This is a genomic window from Streptomyces sp. NPDC047869 (genome assembly GCF_040704065.1).
Classification (GTDB): Bacteria; Actinomycetota; Actinomycetes; order Streptomycetales; family Streptomycetaceae; genus Streptomyces.
The window spans coordinates 229,847-248,326 of the sequence record NZ_JBEYRK010000006.1 but is presented as its reverse complement, the minus strand read 5'-3'; the positions used below and the strand labels follow the sequence as shown (position 1 = coordinate 248,326).

Genomic DNA, 18,480 nt, shown 5'->3' with positions numbered 1-18,480 from the left:
CGCGACGAGATCTCCCCTGCGCATCGCGCCAGAATCCCACCTGGTTCAGGCCGAGTTCAGGCCGTGGGCCGGTCAGCGCGCCCTGGCCCCACGCGATCCCGCCGACTGCCGCCCCGGTCGCGGTGGAAGCGCTCACAGCTGTACGGGAATGACCGGGCGGGACCGATTCGCCCCAGTGAACCGGCCCTCCCCGTTCGATTACAGTGCTGGGCGTCGTACGTACGGACGGTGCCGAGGAGGCCTGCATGGAGGCGATGTCCGGTGCCGTCTGGGGCCGCGCCGAGCAGCAGGACTTCCGCAGCCGGGTGCGCGGCGCCCTGCTCGGCGTGGCCGTCGGCGACGCGCTCGGCGGGCCCGCCGACGCGCTCGACCTGGACGAGATCCGTGCCGCCTACGGCGGGGAGGGCCTGCTCGACCTCGCCTTCGGGCACGGCCGGCGCGGCACGGTCACCCACCACACCCAGCTCACCCTCTTCACGGTGGACGGGCTGATACGGGCCCAGGTGCGCCGCGACACCGGCGCCTGGCACCCGCCGACCGATCTGCACCGGGCGTACCTGCGCTGGGCGGCCACCCAGCGGGACTGGGGTCCGGACGAGCGCCGCAAGGACGACGGCTGGCTGGCCCGCGAGGAGTGGCTGTACGCCCGCCGGGACCCGACCCGGGCCCTGCTCCTGGGTCTCGGCGACGAGACCATGGGCACCCTGGACACCCCGAAGAACCCCGGCGAGCTGGGCCCGGAGGCCGTCGCCCGCTCGGCGCCCTTCGGCCTCCTCGTCGGCTGGGAGCCCCAGCTCGTGGCGCAGCTCGCCGTGGAGTGCGCGGCCCAGACCCACGGGCACCCCATCGCCTACCTGTCGGCGGGCGCGTACGCCGTCATCATGCACGGCCTCGCCCGAGGCGAGAGCCTGGACGCCGCCGTGCAGCGGGCCCTCGCCCTGCTCGCCGCCCGCCCCGGCCACCAGCCCGTCGCCGACGCCCTCCAGCACGCGCTCGGCGCGGTACGGCAGGGCCTGCCCGGTCCGGGCCGGGTGGAGGAGCTGGCCGGCGACGGCACCGCCGACGGGCTGCTGGCCGCCGCCGTGTACTGCGCCCTGGTGGGCGAGGACGTACGCCACGGCCTGTGCCTGGCGGTCAACCAGAGCGGGCCCTCGGCCGCGGCGGGCGCCCTGACCGGCGGCCTGCTCGGCGCCCTGCACGGCGACACGGCCCTCCCGCCGGCCTGGCTGGCCGAGCTGGAGGGCCGCCCCACCGTGCTGGAACTGGCCGACGACTTCGCGATGGAGATGACCCAGGGCCCCGCCCTGCACGGCCCCGCCGGGTCCTCGCCGGGCTGGCTGGCCCGCTACCCCCGGGCCTGAACCGTCCCGGCGGCGGCTCCTACGGCGCTCCCACCACGTCGTCCCCGGCGCTCGCGGGCACCGGCACGGCCACCGCCGCGTCCCCGTCCGTGTTGACCTTCTCGATGACCGCCAGCCGCTCCGGGGTGTCCTCCGGCTTCAGGTAGCCGATCAGGACGTACAGGACCAGGGAGACCGCGAGCGGGATGGAGACCTGGTACTGCAGCGGGACTCCGCCGTCGACCTGCCAGTTGATCGGGTAGTTCACCAGCCAGAAGGCGAGCAGGCCCGCCGCCCAGCTGGTGAGCGCCGCAGTCGGGCCGGAGCGGCGGAACGGGCGGAGCAGACCCAGCATCATCGGGATCGCGATCGGTCCCATCAGACCCGCCACCCACTTGATGACGACCGTGATGATGTCCTTGAAGGCGGGGGAGTTGACCTGGGTCGCCACCGCCATGGACAGGCCGAGGAAGACGACGGTCGTCACCCGGGCCGCGATCAGCCCCGACCGCTCGCCCCACGCCCGGGCCCGCGCCGACAGCACCGGCGCCACGTCCCGGGTGAACACGGCCGCGATCGCGTTGGCGTCGGAGGAGCACATGGCCATGGTGTGCGAGAAGAAGCCGACGATGACCAGGCCCAGCAGCCCGTGCGGCAGGAGCTGTTCGATCATCAGGGCGTAGGAGTCGGAGCCGTCCGGCTTCTGCGCGTGGACCAGCAGCGGGGACATCCACATCGGGAAGAACAGCACCACCGGCCACACCAGCCAGAGCGCCGCCGACAGCCGCGCCGACCGCGCGGCCTCCCGCGCGCTGCCCGTCGCCATGTAGCGCTGGGCCTGGTTGAGCATGCCGCCGTTGTACTCGAAGAGCTTGATGAACAGGAAGGCGAGCAGGAACACCGTGCCGTACGGGCCGACCAGCGGCTTGCCGTGGCCGTGCAGCGCGGGGTGGTCGAAGGCGTCGAAGAGACCGATGTTCTTGTCGCTCAGCTTCAGCACGACCGCGACGAACATCGACACACCGGCCAGCAACTGGATGACGAACTGGCCGAGTTCGGTCAGCGCGTCCGCCCAGAGGCCGCCGATCGTGCAGTAGACGGCGGTGATCGCGCCGGTGATGAGGATGCCCTGGTTCAGCGACACACCCGTGAACACCGACAGCAGGGTCGCGATCGCGGCCCACTTGGCGCCGACGTCCACGATCTTCAGCAGCATGCCCGACCAGGCGAGCGCCTGCTGGGTGGAGAGGTTGTAGCGGTTCTTCAGGTACTCCAGTGGCGATGCCACATGGAGCCGGGACCGCAGCCGGTTGATGCGCGGCGCGAACAGCCTGGCGCCGATGGCGATGCCGAGCGCGATCGGGAAGGACCAAGTGACGAAGGAGGTGACGCCGTAGGTGTAGGCGATGCCCGCGTACCCGGTGAACATCACCGCGCTGTAGCCCGACATGTGGTGCGAGATGCCGGAGAGCCACCACGGCATCTTGCCGCCGGCCGTGAAGAAGTCGGAGACGTTGTCCACACGCTTGTGCGACCAGACGCCGATCGCGACCATCACTCCGAAGTAGCCGATCAGCACGGCCCAGTCGAGACCGTTCATGTGTCCCCTTCCAGAGTTCGCGGGCCAGGGTCAGGCATGTGAACTCTGGTTTCGGAGGTGTACGCACGGCAAGGAAGGGGAACGTCAAGAGAGGGTAAAAATGTTCGATGTGATGATCCGTGTTCACCTATATGAACGGCGAGATGCGTGGGAAGGCCCCCGGCCGGGGGCCCGGGCGTCCTACTTCAGCTCGTCGGGGCAGGGAGTGCCGCGCGGCAACTGGTACGGCGCGGCCAGGTGATACGTCCCGGCCTTCGGCGCGAGCAGCACCGTCCACCGGTCGCCCTTCGCGTCCTCCGCCGTCTCCGTCAGACACCCGTTGACGTTCACGTACGTCCTCGGCGTGCCCTCGTCCCGGTGCTTCGAGGCGTCCGTCTCCTGCGGCGGCTTCAGGCTCTTGCCCTCGCCGTCCACGATGCTCAGCCACGGCGAGTACGGGATCCGTATGAGGATCCGCCCGGGCTCGCGCACCTGAAGGGTCATCTCGCCCTGCTCGGCCCGGTCCACCACGGCGTTGGGCTCGGCGAGCGGCGCCGGGTCGGTCACCTTGAACAACTGCCAGTTGGCGTCGCCCCAGATCTGCCGCAGGTACGGCATCCCGCGCCGCAGCAGTGTCCGCTCGCGCTCGCCGCCGCCGTTGCCGTCCGGGTTGTCCTTCGGCAGCACCACGAAGTGCACGGCCCACCGCTGGAGCCACTCGTGGTAGTTCGCCGAGTTGAGGGTGTCGTCGTAGAAGAGCGGGTTGCGCTCCATGTCGGCCTGCCGGTTCCAGCCGCGCGCCAGGTTGACGTACGGCGCCAGCGCGGACGCCTCCCGGTGCGAGCGCGCCGGGACCACCTCGACGCGGCCCTTCTCGGCGCCGACGTTCTGCAACTGGTTGACCAGCGGGGCCAGCTCACGGGCCCAGGACGCGGTCGGGGTCGTGTGCACGATGTCGTCGACCGACTTGAAGCCGATCCAGCCGGCGAAGCCCAGGAACGCCAGCACGGTCACGTACCACTTGCGTGAACGGGGCACCGTGTAGGGCAGCGCGGCCACCAGCGTCACACCCGCGAACAGCATCGGCAGCCGGGAGATGTTCGAGCCGATCTGCGAGTTGATCAGCCACACCAGCACCACGCCCAGGCTGTAGACGCCCGCCGTCAGCCGGACGGTGATCCACTCCTTGGGCACCAGGAACAGGCACAGCAGGCCGTACAGCAGCGGCATCACCACCGAGCCGAACGTCATCGGCTGGGTGCCGGAGAACGGGAACAGCCACGCCGACACGGCGACCACCGCCGACGGCGCGAGCCCCAGCGCCCACGCGCCGGGGCGCCGCTTCTGCAGGAACAGCGCGACCGCGACCAGGCCCACGAACAGCCCCGCGACCGGCGAGGACATCGTGGCGAGCGCGGCCAGCGGGGCGGCCACCAGCGCCTTCGCCCAGCGTTTGTAGCGCCACCGGTGCGGCCAGCAGAAGACGGCGGCGACCGAGCCGAGCGCGAACATGGTGCCGAGCCCGAAGGTCACCCGCCCGGACACCGCGTTGCAGACCAGCGCGAGGACCCCGGCGAGCGAGGCCCACAGCGGGTTCCGCACCACCCGGCTGCGCAGCAGGACCAGCGTCAGCAGGCCCGCCGAGACCGTCCCGGCGAGCATCATCGTGGTACGCACGCCGAGCACCGACATCAGATACGGCGACACCACGCTGTACGACACCGGGTGCATGCCGCCGTACCAGGCCAGGTTGTACGCCGAGTCCGGATGCCGGCCGACGAACTCGGCCCAGGCGTCCTGGGCCGCGAGGTCGCCGCCGCTGTTCGCGAACGTGAAGAACCAGATGATGTGCAGGGCGCCGGACAGGACGGTGACGGACAGCACGGGGTGCCGCAGGAACCGCTGCCGGAGGGGCTCGGCGGCGAGGCGCAGACGGATGAGCGGCAGGCTCTGCCGCGCCGGGGCGGGGCCGCCCGCGCGGTCGCCGTGGTGCCGTGCCACGCGGTGCCGTGCCACGCGGTCGTCGCGGTGACCGCCCGCGCGGTCCTCGTGACGGCTGTCCGCGTGGCCGGTGTGACGACCGTCCGCGTCAGTCGCGGACGGACGTATTCGCGGGCCGGATCCCGGGTCCGGATCGGCGTCGTCGGAGCGTGTCCGCTCGGTTGTGGCCACCTGAAGGCACTCCCCGTGTCCCGTCTTCTGTTCTCGGCCGTGTCCCTCGTGTTCCCGGCCGTTTCCCGTTCAGTTCGCGGTCCCGTTCCCCGACCGTCGACCTGCCCCGTTTCGTGACGCTAGCACGCACCCCGCCGAGGGGCTCCGTCGACGGGGTGCGTGCCGGGTGGGCCGGGGGCCGGCTCAGCCGAGGCGGGTCAGCTTGTCCGTGAGACCCGGTTCGGCCAGGTCCTTCTGCAGGGCCACCGGCACCTTCACCGCACCGGCACCGCCGTCACCCACGGTGAGCGAGCCGACCTTGGTACCGGCCTTCGCGGTGTGCGGCACGACGTCGGAGGCGAAGGACAGCTTCACCTTCAGGCCCGACCAGCCGGCCGCGGCGACGTCCTTCGTGGCCACCACCGGCGTACGGCCGCCGAGCCCGTCGTCCACGTACCCGACGACGTCGCCCTTCTTCAGCACCGTCGCCGACTTCAGCGCGCCCTGCGCGGAGCGGATCAGCTTGTCGGCCGCGTCCAGCGCTCCGCTCAGGATGGTGTTGTCCGAGCCGCCGGCGGGCTGGCGGACCACGGCGCCGACGACGGTCCGCGTCTCACCGCCGACCTCCTGCTTGGCCGCGAAGACCAGGTTGCCGAGGGCGGAGGTGGTGGTGCCGGTCTTGATGCCGACGACGTTGTTGTGGCCGACCAGGTGATTCCAGTTGGAGTGGTTGACGCCCTTGTAGTCGTCGTACGACATCATCGCCGCGACCTCGCGGAACGCGGGCTCCTCCATCGCGGCCTTGGCCAGCTTCACCTGGTCCACGGCCGTGCTCACCGTCGAGTTCGTCAGACCCGAGGGGTCGGTGTACGTGGTGTTGCTCATGCCGAGGCCCTTGGCGGTGGAGTTCATCTTGGCGACGAACTCCTTCTCCGAACCGACGTCCCAGCGCGCGAGCAGCCGGGCCACGTTGTTCGCGGAGGCGATGAGGATGCTCTCCAGGGCCTCGCGCTGGGAGATGCTGTCGCCGGCCGTCACGTCGACCGTGGACTCCTGGCCCGCCTTCGACTGGTCCTGGGCCGCCTGGTCGATCTTGATCTTCGGGCCGTCGGCCCCGCTCTTCAACGGGTGGTCGCGCAGGATGAGGTACGCCGTCATGACCTTGGCGACGCTCGCGATCGGCACGGGCTTCTGGGTGCCCGAGGAACCGAACGTGCCGATGCCCTGGACGTCCAGCGCGGCCTGGCCCTGGGCCGGCCACGGGATGTCCGTCCTGGCGCCTTCGAAGGTGTAGGAGTCCTTCGCGGTGAGGTCCAGGGTGGGCTGGGGGAGCGGGCGCATCGCCTGTACGACCGCGAACACGATCGCCAGCAGGATGACCAGCGGCGTCCAGATCTTGACCCGGCGGACCAGCGTGCGGACCGGGGTCTCCGGCGGCGGGGGCGTGTTCGTCAGCTCCGCCAGCAGGTCCAGCGGGGGCTTGGGCGGGAGCGGCTGCTGGGTGGTGCGCTCGGGGCCGACCTGCGGGACGGCGCTGGTGGGCGCGGTGAGGTCGGAGTTGCGCAGCGGAACGAACTTGCTGGTGCGCTCCGCTTCGGGGGCGGGGGGCCCGGCGGGGGCCTTGGTCCCAGCCTTGGGCTCGGGCTTCGGCTTGGCCGTGCCGAGCTTGAGCATGGTGGTGGGCTGGTCGACCTCGGGCTTCTTCGGGCGTACGGCCTTGAAGGCGGTGGTGGGCTGGTCGACGCCCTTCGCCCCGGCTTCGCCCTCGGCGGTCGAGGTCTTCGCACCGGCACCGCCCGTGCGGCTCTCGTCGTCGGCCGCGGGCGGCCCCTGCGGGGCGTCCTCGCCGTCGGCGTCCTTCGGTGCGCTGGTGGCGCCACCCGCCTCCGCGGCGGCCTTCGCGGCCCGGGCGGCGGCCGCGGCGGCCTTCGCGCCGGCCACCTTGGCCGCCTTCGCGTCGGCGCCGGCGGCGGCCTTGGCCCCGGTGCCGGCGCCCGCCTTCGTGGGAGCCGTGTCCGGGCCCTCGACGGCCTTGGCGCTGTCGTTGGCGTCCGCCTTCGCGTCCGTGCCCGCGTCGGCCTTCTGGTCGGCGTCGCGGTCCGCGGCGGTGCCGGGCTCTGTGTCCGCGTCGGTGTTCGCCGATGCCGTGTCGGTGTCGGCGCTTGCGGCGGTCTTCGCACGGGTGTTGGCGTCCGTGCCCGCGTCGGTGCCGGGCTCCGTGCCCGAGTCGGCGTTCGCGGAAGCGGCGCCGGCGCCCGCGCCTGTGGCGGACTTCGCGGCGGCGCCCTCGGCCGCCTTCGCGCCGGTGGCGCTCTCCGGGTCCGGGTCCGCGTCCACATTCGAGCCGGCGTCGTCGTCCGCCTGCGCGTCGGTGCCCGTCTCAGCGTCCGAGCCCGTGGCGGTCTCGCCGCCGGCTTCGGCGCCGGACTTGCCGGACTTCGCGTCCGGCCCCGCGGCCGCCCTGGCCCCGGTGCCGGTCCCGGACTTCGTCTCCGTGCCTGCCCCGGACTTCGTCTCCGTGTCCGCCCCGGACTTCGTACCGGACTTCGAGTCGGCGTCCGTACCGGACTTCGCGTCGGAGCCCTTCGGGGCCCGCGCCTCGTCCTCGGTGGCGTCCTCGCCCGTCTCAGGCCCCGCCTCGGTCTCCACGCCCGCTTCCGGGGCCGTACCGGCCTCCGTGGCCGCGGCGGGACTCGGCTCGGTCTCCGTGCCCGCTTCCGCCTGCGAGGCGTCGCTCGCGGTCGCCGTGTCGTCCGAGCCGGACTCCGTCTCCGGGTTCTTGGCCGAGCGGATCCACGCCGAGACCGCCTCGCGGAGGTCTGAGTCCTGGTCCTCCTCGGGCGGCCGGGGCCCGGACTTCTCCGAGGCGTCGGAGGCCTTCCCGTCCCGCACCGAAAGGATCTTCGTCGCCGTGTCGACGGCACCCGAGGAATCCTTTTCTCGGGACACCGCGAGACGCGGATCGCGCGCCTCGGGAACCGAACCCGCGCTCCCCGACGTCGGATCCGCCGACGACTCGCGCTGCTTCGACCTGTCGGGGGACTCGCCCGCCACCGATGCCTCCTCCATGCGCCGCACGCACACTCGCGCGCCCTGTCCGAACCATGTACCAGTGTCCTGTGTGAGGACTTGGCCCCTGCGGTAGACGAGAACGACATACTTGCCGGTTCCCTTACGAACCGGTCACGCACCCTCGACAGACCAATGTGAGAGGGGTCACCCTGTCATTCATCCACGCGGGGAGGCATGGATGGGCAGGAGCCGCAGAACAATTCCGGAGGAGCTTCTGCTGCTGGCACTGGACCCGGCCACGGGTACCACTGCACAGCCGCAGTCGCTCGACCTCGGTCTGGCCGGAGCACAGCTAGTGGAGCTGGCGCTGGCCGGACGGATAGCCCCAGACGGGGATCGTATCGCCGTGGTGGTGCCACGGCCGACTGGAGATCCGACTTTGGACTGCGCGTTGGAGTTGCTGCGAAGGCGTGGCGCTCCCGTGCGTGCCGTCCACTGGATCGGCGGGCCGCGATTGGGGCTCCGCCAGATCTACCTGTCGCACCTGGAGCGGTGCGGCATGGTCGCCGCCGTACCGGGCCAGATGTGCGGGGTGTTGCCTACGACGCGTTACCAGGCGACGGACACCGACATCAGCCGGGAGATCCGAGCCCGGCTGGACAACGCGATCCGCACCGGCGTACCGCCGGACCCGCGGACCGCGGCGCTCGCCGCGCTGGCGCACGCGGTCGGGCTCGGCAAGCACCTGTATCCGGGGAACGAGGGACGATCCTCACGCTCCCGGCTGCGGGACCTGATCCGGCACGACCCCATGGGCGGGCTGGTGGCGCACGCCGTGATGGACGTGCAGAACGGCGCGGTGGCCCAGCCACGGCGTGGTCCGGCCACGGCCGGACGTCCGGCGGGGCCCGGGCCCAGGGGCGCGGCGGAACCCGCGCGCGGGGTCCCGATGCAGCCGCACCGCGGGTCCATGGCACGCGCCGTGACCCACTGAGCCGCACCGCCGGTCCCCACGACACCGGTACGCAGTCCCCGAAACCCGTTCCGGGAGCCGCTGGTTCGAGCGGGGCGGTGAGATCCGCGTGGTCTCACCGCCCCGCTCGGCCGTGTCCGGAGCGCCGGGCCGCGCCCTCATCGGCGCGTAAGCGCTGCATATCCGCCGTTTCCCAGCGGTGGAAAGCGCCTTGGTGGCAGTCTGCTCAACAGCAGATACGCAAAGTGGTCAGTACAGGCAGGCAGCCGGAGGTGCACGTCCCGTGGCGTCCAATGTGAATCCCACCGTCAGGCGGCGCCGGCTGGGCCAGGAGCTGCGCAGGCTCCGCGAGCTCAAGGGCATGACGGCCGAAGAGGTGGCGGAGCGGCTGCTCGTGTCGCAGTCGAAGATCAGCCGGCTGGAGAACGGCCGCAGAAGCATCAGCCAGCGCGATGTGCGCGACCTGTGCGGGGTGTACGAGGTCGAGGACCAGCGGATCGTCGACTCGCTGATGGAGATGGCCCGTGACTCCCGCCAGCAGGGCTGGTGGCACACGTTCGGGGACATCCCGTACAGCGTGTACATCGGCCTGGAGACCGACGCCGAGTCGCTGCGGGTGTACGAACCCCAGCTCGTGACCGGCCTGTTGCAGACCCGCGCCTACGCGGAGGCCCTGGTGCAGGGCGCGTTGCCGGAGACGTCGACGGCCGAGATCGAGAAGCGCGTGCAGGTCCGCATGCGGCGACAGGAACGTATCACCGCCGACGGCAACGCCCTGCGGCTGTGGGTGGTGCTGGACGAGGCGGCACTGCGCCGGGTCGTCGGCAGCCGGCTGGTGATGCGTGAACAGCTGGAGCACCTGGTCGAGATGTCCCAGCTCCCGCACGTCACCGTGCAGGTGCTGCCCTTCGAGGTGGGCGCCCATCCGGGGCTCAACGGCCAGTACGCGATCCTGGAGTTCACCGACGCCGCCGACTCGAGCGTGGTCTACCTCGAGGGCGTCACCAGCGACCTGTACCTGGAGAAGGCGCCGGACGTGCAGAAGTACGCCGTGATGTACGAACATCTGCGGGCACAGTCCCTCAATGTGGAACAGTCCCGGCAACTCATCGCGAAGGTGGCCAAGGGGTACGCCGAGTGAGCCATGGCCCGCAAAAGTGCGGGATCGTACACCACTGGTCCACTCCAGCGGAAGGCTCACTTGGAATATGCCATCCGCTTGAGTGAACGACTACTCCGCAGGCGGCAGTTGCCCGGTAGCGTCGATCACGCCAATCAGACGACAGGGTTGGCGCGAACCGCACTACAGCAACTGGCAACAGGAGTGGACATGGCACTGGTTCAGGGCGCTTCGGAGACTTGGATGAAGTCTTCCTATTCCGCGGGCAACGGAGCCTGCGTCGAGGTCAAGTCGCCCACCACCGTGGAACTCGCCGTACGCGACTCCAAGGTCACCGACGGCCCGATCCTGGCCTTCCCCGCCGCGGCGTGGAACGTCTTCGTCGCCTCGGTCAAGGCCTAGGGGGCTCTCTCTGCCCCTCGCGCCTAGACGTCGCTCGACGACAACTGCACAAGCGTCACTCACAGAGCCCTCTCGACCAGTCGCCGTCCTTGCCGAGAGGGCTCTACGCACCTGAGCGGCGCGCCCATCGAGTCCTTCGTCCGGTACTACCGGCCGAGCTGCCCCTCGATGGCCGCGACGACCTCGGCCGCCTCCGGCTCGGTCTGCGGCGAGAACCGGGCGACGACCTGTCCGTCCCGGCCGATCAGGAACTTCTCGAAGTTCCAGCGGATTTCCCCGCTGTGCCCCTCACCGTCCGCGAAACCGACGAGGCGCTCGTACAGCGCGTGCCGCCCCTCCCCGTTCACCTCGACCTTCTCGGTCAGCGGGAAGGTCACCCCGTACGTGGCCGAGCAGAACTCGGCGATCTCCTCGGCGGTGCCGGGCTCCTGCCCGAGGAACTGGTTGCAGGGCACGCCGAGCACGGTGAAGCCCTGCTCGGCGTACCGCTCCTGCAGCCGCTCAAGACCCGTGTACTGCGGGGTCAGCCCGCACTTGGAGGCCACGTTCACGATGAGCACGGCCTGGCCGGCGTAGCCCGGCAGGTTGGCGGAGCCGCCCTGGAGGGCTCCGATCTCGATGTCCAGCACGGAACCGTTGTGGTCAGTAGCAGTCATGCCCGGATGCTAGCCCGCTCCGCCACCGGCCGGCCCGGACGGCTCAGCCCTGCTCCACACCCTCCGGCGCCTGCTGCTCCCCTGCCCGGGCCTGCTGCTCCGGCACGACGCTCTGCTCCTGCGCCTGCCCCTTCCCTTCCCCTTGCCCCTTCTCCCCGATCTCGGTGTCGATCTTCTTCACGGCCCGGTCGAAGTACCGCAGCAGCTCCACCGGGAACGGCATGACCAGCGTGGAGTTCTTCTCGGCGGCCACCTCGACGACCGTCTGCAGCAGACGGAGCTGCATGGCCTCCGGGGTGTCGGACATGATCCGCGAGGCGTTGGCGAGCTGCTGCGCGGCCTGGAACTCACCGTCGGCGGTGATGACCCGGGCCCGCCGCTCACGCTCGGCCTCGGCCTGCCGTGACATGGACCGCTTCAGCGACTCGGGAAGCTGCACGTCCTTGATCTCGACCCGGTCGATGTGGATGCCCCACCCGGCGGCCGGGCTGTCGATCATCAGCGCCAGGCCCTCGTGCAACCGCTCCCGGTCACTGAGCAGATCGTCCAGATCGCTCTTGCCGATGATGGACCGCAGGGAGGACTGGGCGACCTGCCCGACGGCGAAGACGTAGTCCTGCACCTCGATGGCGGCGCGCACCGGATCCGTCACCCGGAAGTACACGACGGCGTCGACCTTGACCGACACGTTGTCCCGCGTGATGCCCTCCTGGGTGGGCACCGGCATGGTCGCGACCTGCACGTTCACCTTGCGCATCCGGTCGGCGAACGGGATGAGGAAGGTGACGCCGGGCTGCCGGTGCGCCGGCAGGGCCTTGCCCCACCTGAACACCACACCACGCTCCACCTGGTTGACGACGCGCATTCCGCTCTTCAACACGATCAGCAGCAGAGCGGCCACCACGACCACTGCGACGACGGTGCCTTCCATGGCACTCCAATCCTCACTTCAGGCAGAGACACCGGATAGGACACCGGCCCGGCGGCAAAGGGTGCGGCCACCCGCGTCATGAAACCGTCAAGAATGCGGGCCGACGCAACGCCGGTGGCGGCGGGTTTCCCCACCACCGGCGCGTGGTGCGTCAGCTGTAGGGCAGTCGCAGTACCGACCGTTCTCCGGTACCGAGGACGGTGGGCGCGTTGCCGATGGCGTTCCAGACCTTCACCTGCACGGTTCCGTTCTTCAGGTCGCATGCCGTGCCGGTGGTGGAGCTGGTTCCGGCTCGGTCGGTGTAGTGCTCCCAGCCGGTGACCGGGTCGGTGGCGAAGTACCGGTAGGTCTCCACGCGGTCCCATGTGCCGTCGCCGGTGCAGTCGTAGGACACCTGTGCCTGAGGTCCGTTGCCGACGGCGTTCCGGGCGTCGACGGCGAGGTCGAACCGGGTCAGGCCGTCGACGTACTTGAGGGCGAGTCCGGTCGCGGTGAAGACGGTCGGCTTGTAGGGGGTGCCGTCATGGTTGACGCCGTCGGCGGAGGCCACGGTCACGGAGCCCGCCGGACCCGCGGTGCCGGTCAGTGTCCCGTCCTCGTCCGGGTAGAGCGTGGGCGACGAACCCGTCCCGCCGGTGGGTGAAGGCGTCGGGCTCGGCGAAGGCGTCGCGGTCGCCGTGGGGGTGGGGGTGGGCGTGGGGCTCGTGCCGCCCGGTGCGCTGCCGCCGCTCCACGTGTACGCGCCGGCCGTGACCGTCTTCCCGGCGGGCACCCGCACGGTGGTGCCGTCGGAGAAGTGCACCGTGCTGTCCGTGGCCGTGGTGTTGGCGGCGACGTACGTGCGTTCGCCGCTCTTGACGAAGACGGCGCTCAGCGGGGAGTCGGCGGTCACCCCGGTGTCCAGGGTGCCGAGCGCGGCGAGGTTGCGGATCCAGTGGAAGGTGTGGGCCTTGCTCTCGCCCTCCTCGGAGGTGAGGGAGCTGTGGGCGCGGAAGTCGGCCAGGGCCGCGTCACCGTCGCCCAGGGCGCGGTACTCGTACCAGATGTCGGGCCAGATCCCGGGCTGGGTCTTGCCGGCCTGGTCGAGCATCTCCTGGTAGTTGGCCCTGACGTGGGCGGGGTTGTCGCCCAGGTAGAGGTGTCCGCCGGTCACCGGCAGCAGGTTGATGCCCTGGATCTGCTCGGGGGCGCTGGAGAACCAGGTCGAGTAGGCGCCGCCGTTGCTCCACACCATGCCGACCCCCTTGTGCTGGAAGCCCTCCGGATAGACCTGGTCGTGGACGTCGAACCAGTAGTCCTCGATGGCGGCGGCCTGGGTGGTGTACATGTAGATGCCCGCGTCCCGGACGGCCTTGTTCCCGGTGGCGATGCCCCACTGGATGAGGGCGTTGTCGAAGTTCATCCCCTCGGAAGAGGACTCCTGGTTGTTGCCCGCGGCGAACGAGCCGTGGCCGGAGGCCCAGTCGTGGCCGGCGTAGATGTCGAAGTCCCGTAGGAACGGGAAGCGTTCGTCGGTCCGGTCGTAGTTGTCGGCGTCCCGGATGAGCAGGTCGACCATCCCGCCGTAGTGATCGGCGTCGGCCCAGGCGGGGTCGAACTTGGCGAGGGTCGCGGCGGCGGCGATGTAGTAGCCGTAGTGGAAGTGGTGGTCGTTCAGCTCCTGGTCGGACCCGTAGGAGGCCGGGTAGCCGATCAGTGTGCCCCACTTGCCGTCGTAGTAGAACAGCCGGCCCGTCTTGCCCGGCGAGGCGGTGAACCAGTCCGTGAGCTTCGACTTGATGGCGGACAGAGCGGCGTCGCGCACCTCGGTGTCGCCGGTCTGGTCGGCGATCTCCGCCAGGCGTGCGGCCCGTCCGAGCCCCTTGCCGGTCCAGTAGGTGTCGTCGCTCACCTGACGGGTCGGGTCGGCCTTCTCGGCGTTCAGGTAGTCCCGCAGGAGCGCGGCGTCGGCGCCGGAACTGTCGGCGACCGCCGGTATCTCGGGCAGCACCCCGTGGAAGTCCATCGTCGTGGTGAAGGACGTGACGCCGGTGAGCACCTTGAGCGGACCGCGGGAGGAGACATAGGTCTGCGGCAGAGGGCTGCCGTCGGACAGATGGCGCCACTGGTGCGGCAGCAGTGCCGCCACCGTCCCGGTCGCCGATCCCTCGAGGGCGTCGGTGGTGAAGCGGTACGTGGTGGTGACGGTGCTCTTCGCCTCGTCGTACCGGTAGGACACGGCCGTGCCGGTGACCGGGTCGTGGGCGTACTCGGCGTACGCGTCCGCGAGCGCGGTGCGGTCGGCGGCCGACGTGGAGGGCGTGGTCGGCAGCACGGCGACCGAGAAGTAGTCCTTGCCCGCGAGCGAGGAGGTGAAGGTGGACCCGCTGACCGACCAGGTGGCGCCGGCCGGGGCGAAGGCGACGTAGTCGTGCCCGTCGACCGAGTAGCCGAGCGTCGAGCCGGAGTGGGACCACACGTCCACCGTCGCCCCGGAGGCGGCCTTGATCCGTGCGTCGCCGCCCGTCGCGCGGAAGTAGGCGAACGGCAGGCCGGAGCCGATCGTCGCCCGCAGGGTGTGCGCGCCGTCGCTGAGGTACGGGCTGACGGTCCAGTCGCTCCAGTCGTCGACCTTCACCTCGGGGGCGGCCAGACCGGAGACGCCGGCGACGAAGTCCTCCTTGTACTCGAAGTGGTACTCGCCCACGCCCTTGCCGCTGCCGGAGACCGTCGGCCTGGTGCTGTAGGAGACGCCCAGCCCCTCCGACCGGGCCCGGAAGCCGAGCGGCTGGGCGAACAGGGGCTCGCCGTAGGCGCAGTTGGTGCGCTTCCAGAGGATCGACGACCACCAGTCGTGGGTGGGGACCGTGCCTGACGGGGCGTTGGCGGTCACCCAGTGACGCGGGTCGGTGGACAGGTCCGCGCAGCCGGAGGGCAGCGGTCCGGGCGCCGTGGTGGTGTAACTGCCCGCACCCACCGGGTCGGCGCCGGCCTTCGCGGAGTCGAGCACGGTGAGGACCGCCCCGAGGAGGGCGGCGAGAGCCACGAACACGGCGGCCCGCCGCCAGGGCGAGGACCACGGCACCGCTCTTGACGGCTGAACACTGTCTCTTGACATGGGAGGACCCTTCAGCACGGGGCGAGGCGTACGGACGGCCCGAGCCGGCAGATACGGTGGGCCGTTGAACGAGTGACGGGGCCGGCCTTTCATATCGCAGGCCGTTGTGGCGGAGAGCCCGGAACCCAGTGCCTTGAGAGCGCTCTCAAGCACGGGAGGCTAGGGATGGCCTGAGGCACCGTCAATACAAAGCGCAATGATCCTTCGACCGGCCGTCACCCCGTGCTCACGCGTGAAGGCCCTCCCGTCCACCGGGTGCTTTCTAGGGGGCGGCGGGCATCGGCGCGGGCCTGGGCGGCGTGCGGCCGGTACTGGCCGCCCACCTGACGCCGGTTGCGGCGGATCTCGCGGCTGATGGTGGACGGGCTGCGGCCCAGCTCAGCCGCTATCTGCCGAATGGTGGCCTTCTCCCGTAGCCGATCGGCGATGTGGATCCGGTCTTCCTCGCGCAGGTATCTGGAGAGACCAGGAGGCGGCACCACCGTGTTGATCGGTGGTGCCGCCTTCTGCCTGCGATCAGCGCTGCGGCCGTTGCGCCGGCGCCGGCCGGTCTTCTCGTTGATGCCGACGATCCGGCATGCCTCTTTGTTGCTCAGGCCCTGCTGCATGAGCTGGGAGTATGCCTCCCGCTCACGCACCAGCTGCCTGCGGCCCTGAGCCACTGTCCGCAGCTCCCGAACCTCGAAGTCCATCGCATCCCCTGAACTGGGGTGTTGCGACGACCACTAGAACGGAAGCCGGACGGGAGGGCCTTCACGCGTGCGGGCAGGATCAGGACGGGGGCTGGAGAACCTGGTCGATGACGTAGATCGTGGCGTTCGCGGCCTTGATGTTGCCGCAGACGATGTTCGCCTTGCCGTTGACCTTGAAGTCGGAACCGGAGCCCGACGTGGTCAGCTTGCCGCCCTCCACCGTGGTGAAGGAGCCGTCGGAGAGCTCGTTCGGGGTGATCTGCTTGTCCACGACGTGGTAGGTCAGCACCTTCTTCAGCTGCCCCCGGTCGCTGAGGAGCGAGGCGAGCTGCGACGCGGTGACGTTCTTGAAGGCCTGGTCGTTCGGGGCGAAGATGGTGACGTCGGGCTTGCCGTTCAGGGTGTCGGTCAGCTTGGCCCTGACCGCGGCCGAGACCAGCTGGCTGAGCTGTGGATACGCGGACGCGGCGTCGACGACCTTGTCCTTGACCGTGTCGACCTTCTGCGAGAGCGCCGAGCAGCCGGAACCGAACGTCCCCGACGGGCTGGGAGACGCGTCCTGTGCGTGACTCTGCGACGCCGGAACGACGAGCGCGAGCGGCAGGGCGACCAGCGCCGCCGCGCCGGCCTTTGCTTTACGCATACGGGTGGACCTCATCGCGACCTTCCTCCCATGGAGGCGTGAGCACTGCGGAGGCTCGGACTTTCGGCCGTCCTCGTCTCCGCGGGCCGGGTGGGGCGGCTGCCGCGCCAGGGCCTTGCCTCGGGCCATCGTCACCCGGCCACTCAGCGAGCGTATCCAGCAGATGCCGGTGACCGCATCTCGAGCGCGGGCGCCCGGAATTGGACGCCGAGGGCCCCGAGCCGTGACCGATCGGAGGCCGCCGCACGGGTGCTCCCGGGACCTGGCGGTCGCCCGCTCCGCGCGACCGTCAACTCTTCGCACCTGGAAGACGGTTGGCCACCGGGCACGCGACCGCGGCTCGCATGCCGGGATCGCCCTCACCCCAAAAGTGGTTGAAGGGCGGTATAACTATTTGATTGCGTCCCGGTTTGCGGTAGTCGGTTCGCTCTTCGCCGCAACCCGATGCGCGGCGTGCCCTCTCATCGAACGGAGCGTGACCGCCGCGACGCGCATCGTGCCCCGGGGCCGCTCCCGCGCCTGAGCGTGATCCACGGGCGATCGTGATGGGCCGCCGGCTCAGAGGCGTGCGGCGCACGTCAGGAGCCGGTGGGCACCCACTGACGTACACCCTGGCCGTTCGTGCCGTACCAGTAGTGGGGCAGGCCCTTGATGCCACTGGTGCGGAACGGACGGCCGTGGTCGTCGATACGGACCGTGCCGGTGCGGCCCTGGGAGGACCAGTCGAGTTCCAGGTACCACTCGCAGTCGTAGGCCTCGGTCGTCGCGGTGACCAGCAACACCTCCGGCTCCTCGGCGGAGACGCGGTACGGGAGCGGCACCGCGGGTACGGGCGTCCCGCCGTCGTAGCCGGGACGCGCGTGGGCGATCGGGCGGTTGACGTCCAGGTTCACGGAGAAGTCACGGGGCGTCAGGTCGGCGCCGCAACCCTGGCCCATGGCGTACGCGTTGCCGGTGACCGGGGTGCCACGGCTGACGACACGGACCCGGAGGGCCTCCAGGACCACGGCCGTGGACGACTTCCCCTGCACCGAGATCCGCACCATCGTCTGCCGCCCGTGCACCGCTCCCTGCGTCGCCGCCCACACCCCGGCGTCCTGCTGCACCGGCGGCGGCGGCACCTGGGCCGGCTCCTTGTCGATGACGTAGTCGTGCCCGCAACCGCCGTCCCAGACGAGCGAGTCGGTGGTCAGGGCGAGCGGCACACCGGTCACGACGGGGGCGTCGCTCTTCGACCCCGCCGCCGGTCCGCCCTTCGCCCCGGGACTCCCCGAAGCCCGTGCTCCCGTGGAGGGCGAGGCAGACGAACGGCCGGGGGAGGGTCGGGCCGCGGTGGCCGGGGGGCGATGTGACGTACCGGTTCCCGGCGTACGGGACTGACCCGGAGCCTTGGCCGGATCGTCGTGGGACCGGTCGGCCGACAGCGCGGACAGACTGCCCAGCGTCACCATCAGCACGGTCGCGGCGGCGGCTCCGACGACGGTACGGCGACGGCGGTACCAGGACCGTCCGGTCGAGCGGTCCGCATCCAGCGGGGCCGCCGACTCGGGCCTGCCCGGCCCGAGGGCGTCGGAAGCGGCCGGCCCGGCGTGAGGGGCGACGGAGGCGGAGGGCCCGGTGTCGGGCGCGCCGGAACCGGTCGGCCCGGCGTCGGGCGCGTCCGCGCCGAGCCGCGGCGGCGGTGGACCGCTCGTGCCGCCCCCGTCACCGTCGCTGCCGCCCCGGTCGCTGTCGCTGTCGATGCCGCGCTTGGCACTGCCAACGCCGTGAGCCTCTGTCGGCTCCACCGGCTCCACCGGCTCCACCGGCTCCACCGGCTCCACCGGCTCCACCGGCTCCACCGGCTCCACCGGCTCCACCGGCTCCACCGGCTCCACCGGCTCC

12 protein-coding genes and 1 pseudogene are annotated in these 18,480 nt (G+C 70.9%); 4 read left to right on the top strand and 9 right to left on the bottom strand.

What is annotated here, in order from left to right; translation table 11 throughout:
- Positions 1–245 precede the first annotated feature (245 nt).
- The gene (locus AB0924_RS11165) at positions 246–1,361 is read left to right on the top strand and encodes an ADP-ribosylglycohydrolase family protein (RefSeq protein WP_358930914.1); all 1,116 of its coding nucleotides are present in this window, start codon (positions 246–248) and stop codon (positions 1,359–1,361) included.
- 19 nt (positions 1,362–1,380) lie between these two features.
- On the opposite strand, the gene AB0924_RS11160 is transcribed toward AB0924_RS11165, so the two are convergent.
- From AB0924_RS11160 to AB0924_RS11150, 3 genes are all read right to left on the bottom strand, one after another.
- Positions 1,381–2,940, bottom strand: coding sequence for a sodium:solute symporter family protein (locus AB0924_RS11160; protein WP_358930916.1), 1,560 nt, complete (start codon positions 2,938–2,940; stop codon positions 1,381–1,383).
- 180 nt (positions 2,941–3,120) lie between these two features.
- Positions 3,121–5,091 carry an MFS transporter gene (locus AB0924_RS11155; RefSeq protein ID WP_366911195.1) on the bottom strand — a complete coding sequence of 657 codons (1,971 nt, stop codon included), beginning with the start codon at positions 5,089–5,091 and terminating at the stop codon, positions 3,121–3,123.
- A gap of 183 nt (positions 5,092–5,274) precedes the next feature.
- Positions 5,275–8,139, bottom strand: coding sequence for a D-alanyl-D-alanine carboxypeptidase (locus AB0924_RS11150; protein WP_366911194.1), 2,865 nt, complete (start codon positions 8,137–8,139; stop codon positions 5,275–5,277).
- Between the two features lie 181 nt (positions 8,140–8,320).
- On the opposite strand from AB0924_RS11150, the gene AB0924_RS11145 reads away from it, so the two are divergent.
- The 3 genes from AB0924_RS11145 (at position 8,321) to AB0924_RS11135 (ending at position 10,577) form a co-directional block, all read left to right on the top strand.
- Positions 8,321–9,076: a GPP34 family phosphoprotein gene (locus AB0924_RS11145; RefSeq protein ID WP_358930922.1), complete on the top strand. Its 756-nt coding sequence runs from the start codon at positions 8,321–8,323 to the stop codon at positions 9,074–9,076.
- Positions 9,077–9,338: 262 nt separating this feature from the next.
- Positions 9,339–10,196: a helix-turn-helix transcriptional regulator gene (locus AB0924_RS11140; protein ID WP_358930924.1), complete on the top strand. Its 858-nt coding sequence runs from the start codon at positions 9,339–9,341 to the stop codon at positions 10,194–10,196.
- 189 nt (positions 10,197–10,385) lie between these two features.
- Complete coding sequence (locus AB0924_RS11135; protein WP_358930926.1) at positions 10,386–10,577, top strand: DUF397 domain-containing protein; 192 nt, start codon at positions 10,386–10,388, stop codon at positions 10,575–10,577.
- A 146-nt stretch (positions 10,578–10,723) separates the two neighbouring features.
- Here AB0924_RS11135 and AB0924_RS11130 read toward each other — a convergent pair whose 3' ends face one another.
- The 6 genes and pseudogenes from AB0924_RS11130 to AB0924_RS11105 form a co-directional block, all read right to left on the bottom strand.
- Positions 10,724–11,233, bottom strand: a complete 510-nt coding sequence (locus AB0924_RS11130) for a glutathione peroxidase (RefSeq protein WP_358930928.1) — start codon at positions 11,231–11,233, stop codon at positions 10,724–10,726.
- A 43-nt stretch (positions 11,234–11,276) separates the two neighbouring features.
- Positions 11,277–12,164 (bottom strand): slipin family protein, encoded by an 888-nt coding sequence (locus tag AB0924_RS11125; protein WP_358930930.1) that lies wholly within the window; start codon positions 12,162–12,164, stop codon positions 11,277–11,279.
- A gap of 151 nt (positions 12,165–12,315) precedes the next feature.
- The gene (locus tag AB0924_RS11120; protein WP_366911193.1) at positions 12,316–15,261 is read right to left on the bottom strand and encodes a glycosyl hydrolase; all 2,946 of its coding nucleotides are present in this window, start codon (positions 15,259–15,261) and stop codon (positions 12,316–12,318) included.
- Between the two features lie 329 nt (positions 15,262–15,590).
- Positions 15,591–15,953: pseudogene (locus AB0924_RS11115) on the bottom strand (helix-turn-helix domain-containing protein); the annotation flags it as partial.
- Between the two features lie 79 nt (positions 15,954–16,032).
- Positions 16,033–16,596: a fasciclin domain-containing protein gene (locus AB0924_RS11110; RefSeq protein WP_358928593.1), complete on the bottom strand. Its 564-nt coding sequence runs from the start codon at positions 16,594–16,596 to the stop codon at positions 16,033–16,035.
- Between the two features lie 578 nt (positions 16,597–17,174).
- Positions 17,175–18,473 carry a transcriptional regulator gene (locus AB0924_RS11105; RefSeq protein ID WP_366911227.1) on the bottom strand — a complete coding sequence of 433 codons (1,299 nt, stop codon included), beginning with the start codon at positions 18,471–18,473 and terminating at the stop codon, positions 17,175–17,177.
- Positions 18,474–18,480 lie beyond the last annotated feature (7 nt).

Bases quoted from the DNA above. Each gene is read 5' to 3' on its own strand.
- AB0924_RS11165 (WP_358930914.1), top strand. From the start codon at position 246: ATGGAGGCGATGTCCGGTGCCGTCTGGGGCCGCGCCGAGCAGCAGGAC.
- AB0924_RS11160 (WP_358930916.1), bottom strand. From the start codon at position 2,940: ATGAACGGTCTCGACTGGGCCGTGCTGATCGGCTACTTCGGAGTGATG.
- AB0924_RS11150 (WP_366911194.1), bottom strand. From the start codon at position 8,139: ATGGAGGAGGCATCGGTGGCGGGCGAGTCCCCCGACAGGTCGAAGCAG.
- AB0924_RS11145 (WP_358930922.1), top strand. From the start codon at position 8,321: ATGGGCAGGAGCCGCAGAACAATTCCGGAGGAGCTTCTGCTGCTGGCA.
- AB0924_RS11135 (WP_358930926.1), top strand. From the start codon at position 10,386: ATGGCACTGGTTCAGGGCGCTTCGGAGACTTGGATGAAGTCTTCCTAT.
- AB0924_RS11130 (WP_358930928.1), bottom strand. From the start codon at position 11,233: ATGACTGCTACTGACCACAACGGTTCCGTGCTGGACATCGAGATCGGA.
- AB0924_RS11125 (WP_358930930.1), bottom strand. From the start codon at position 12,164: ATGGAAGGCACCGTCGTCGCAGTGGTCGTGGTGGCCGCTCTGCTGCTG.
- AB0924_RS11120 (WP_366911193.1), bottom strand. From the start codon at position 15,261: ATGTCAAGAGACAGTGTTCAGCCGTCAAGAGCGGTGCCGTGGTCCTCG.
- AB0924_RS11110 (WP_358928593.1), bottom strand. From the start codon at position 16,596: ATGCGTAAAGCAAAGGCCGGCGCGGCGGCGCTGGTCGCCCTGCCGCTC.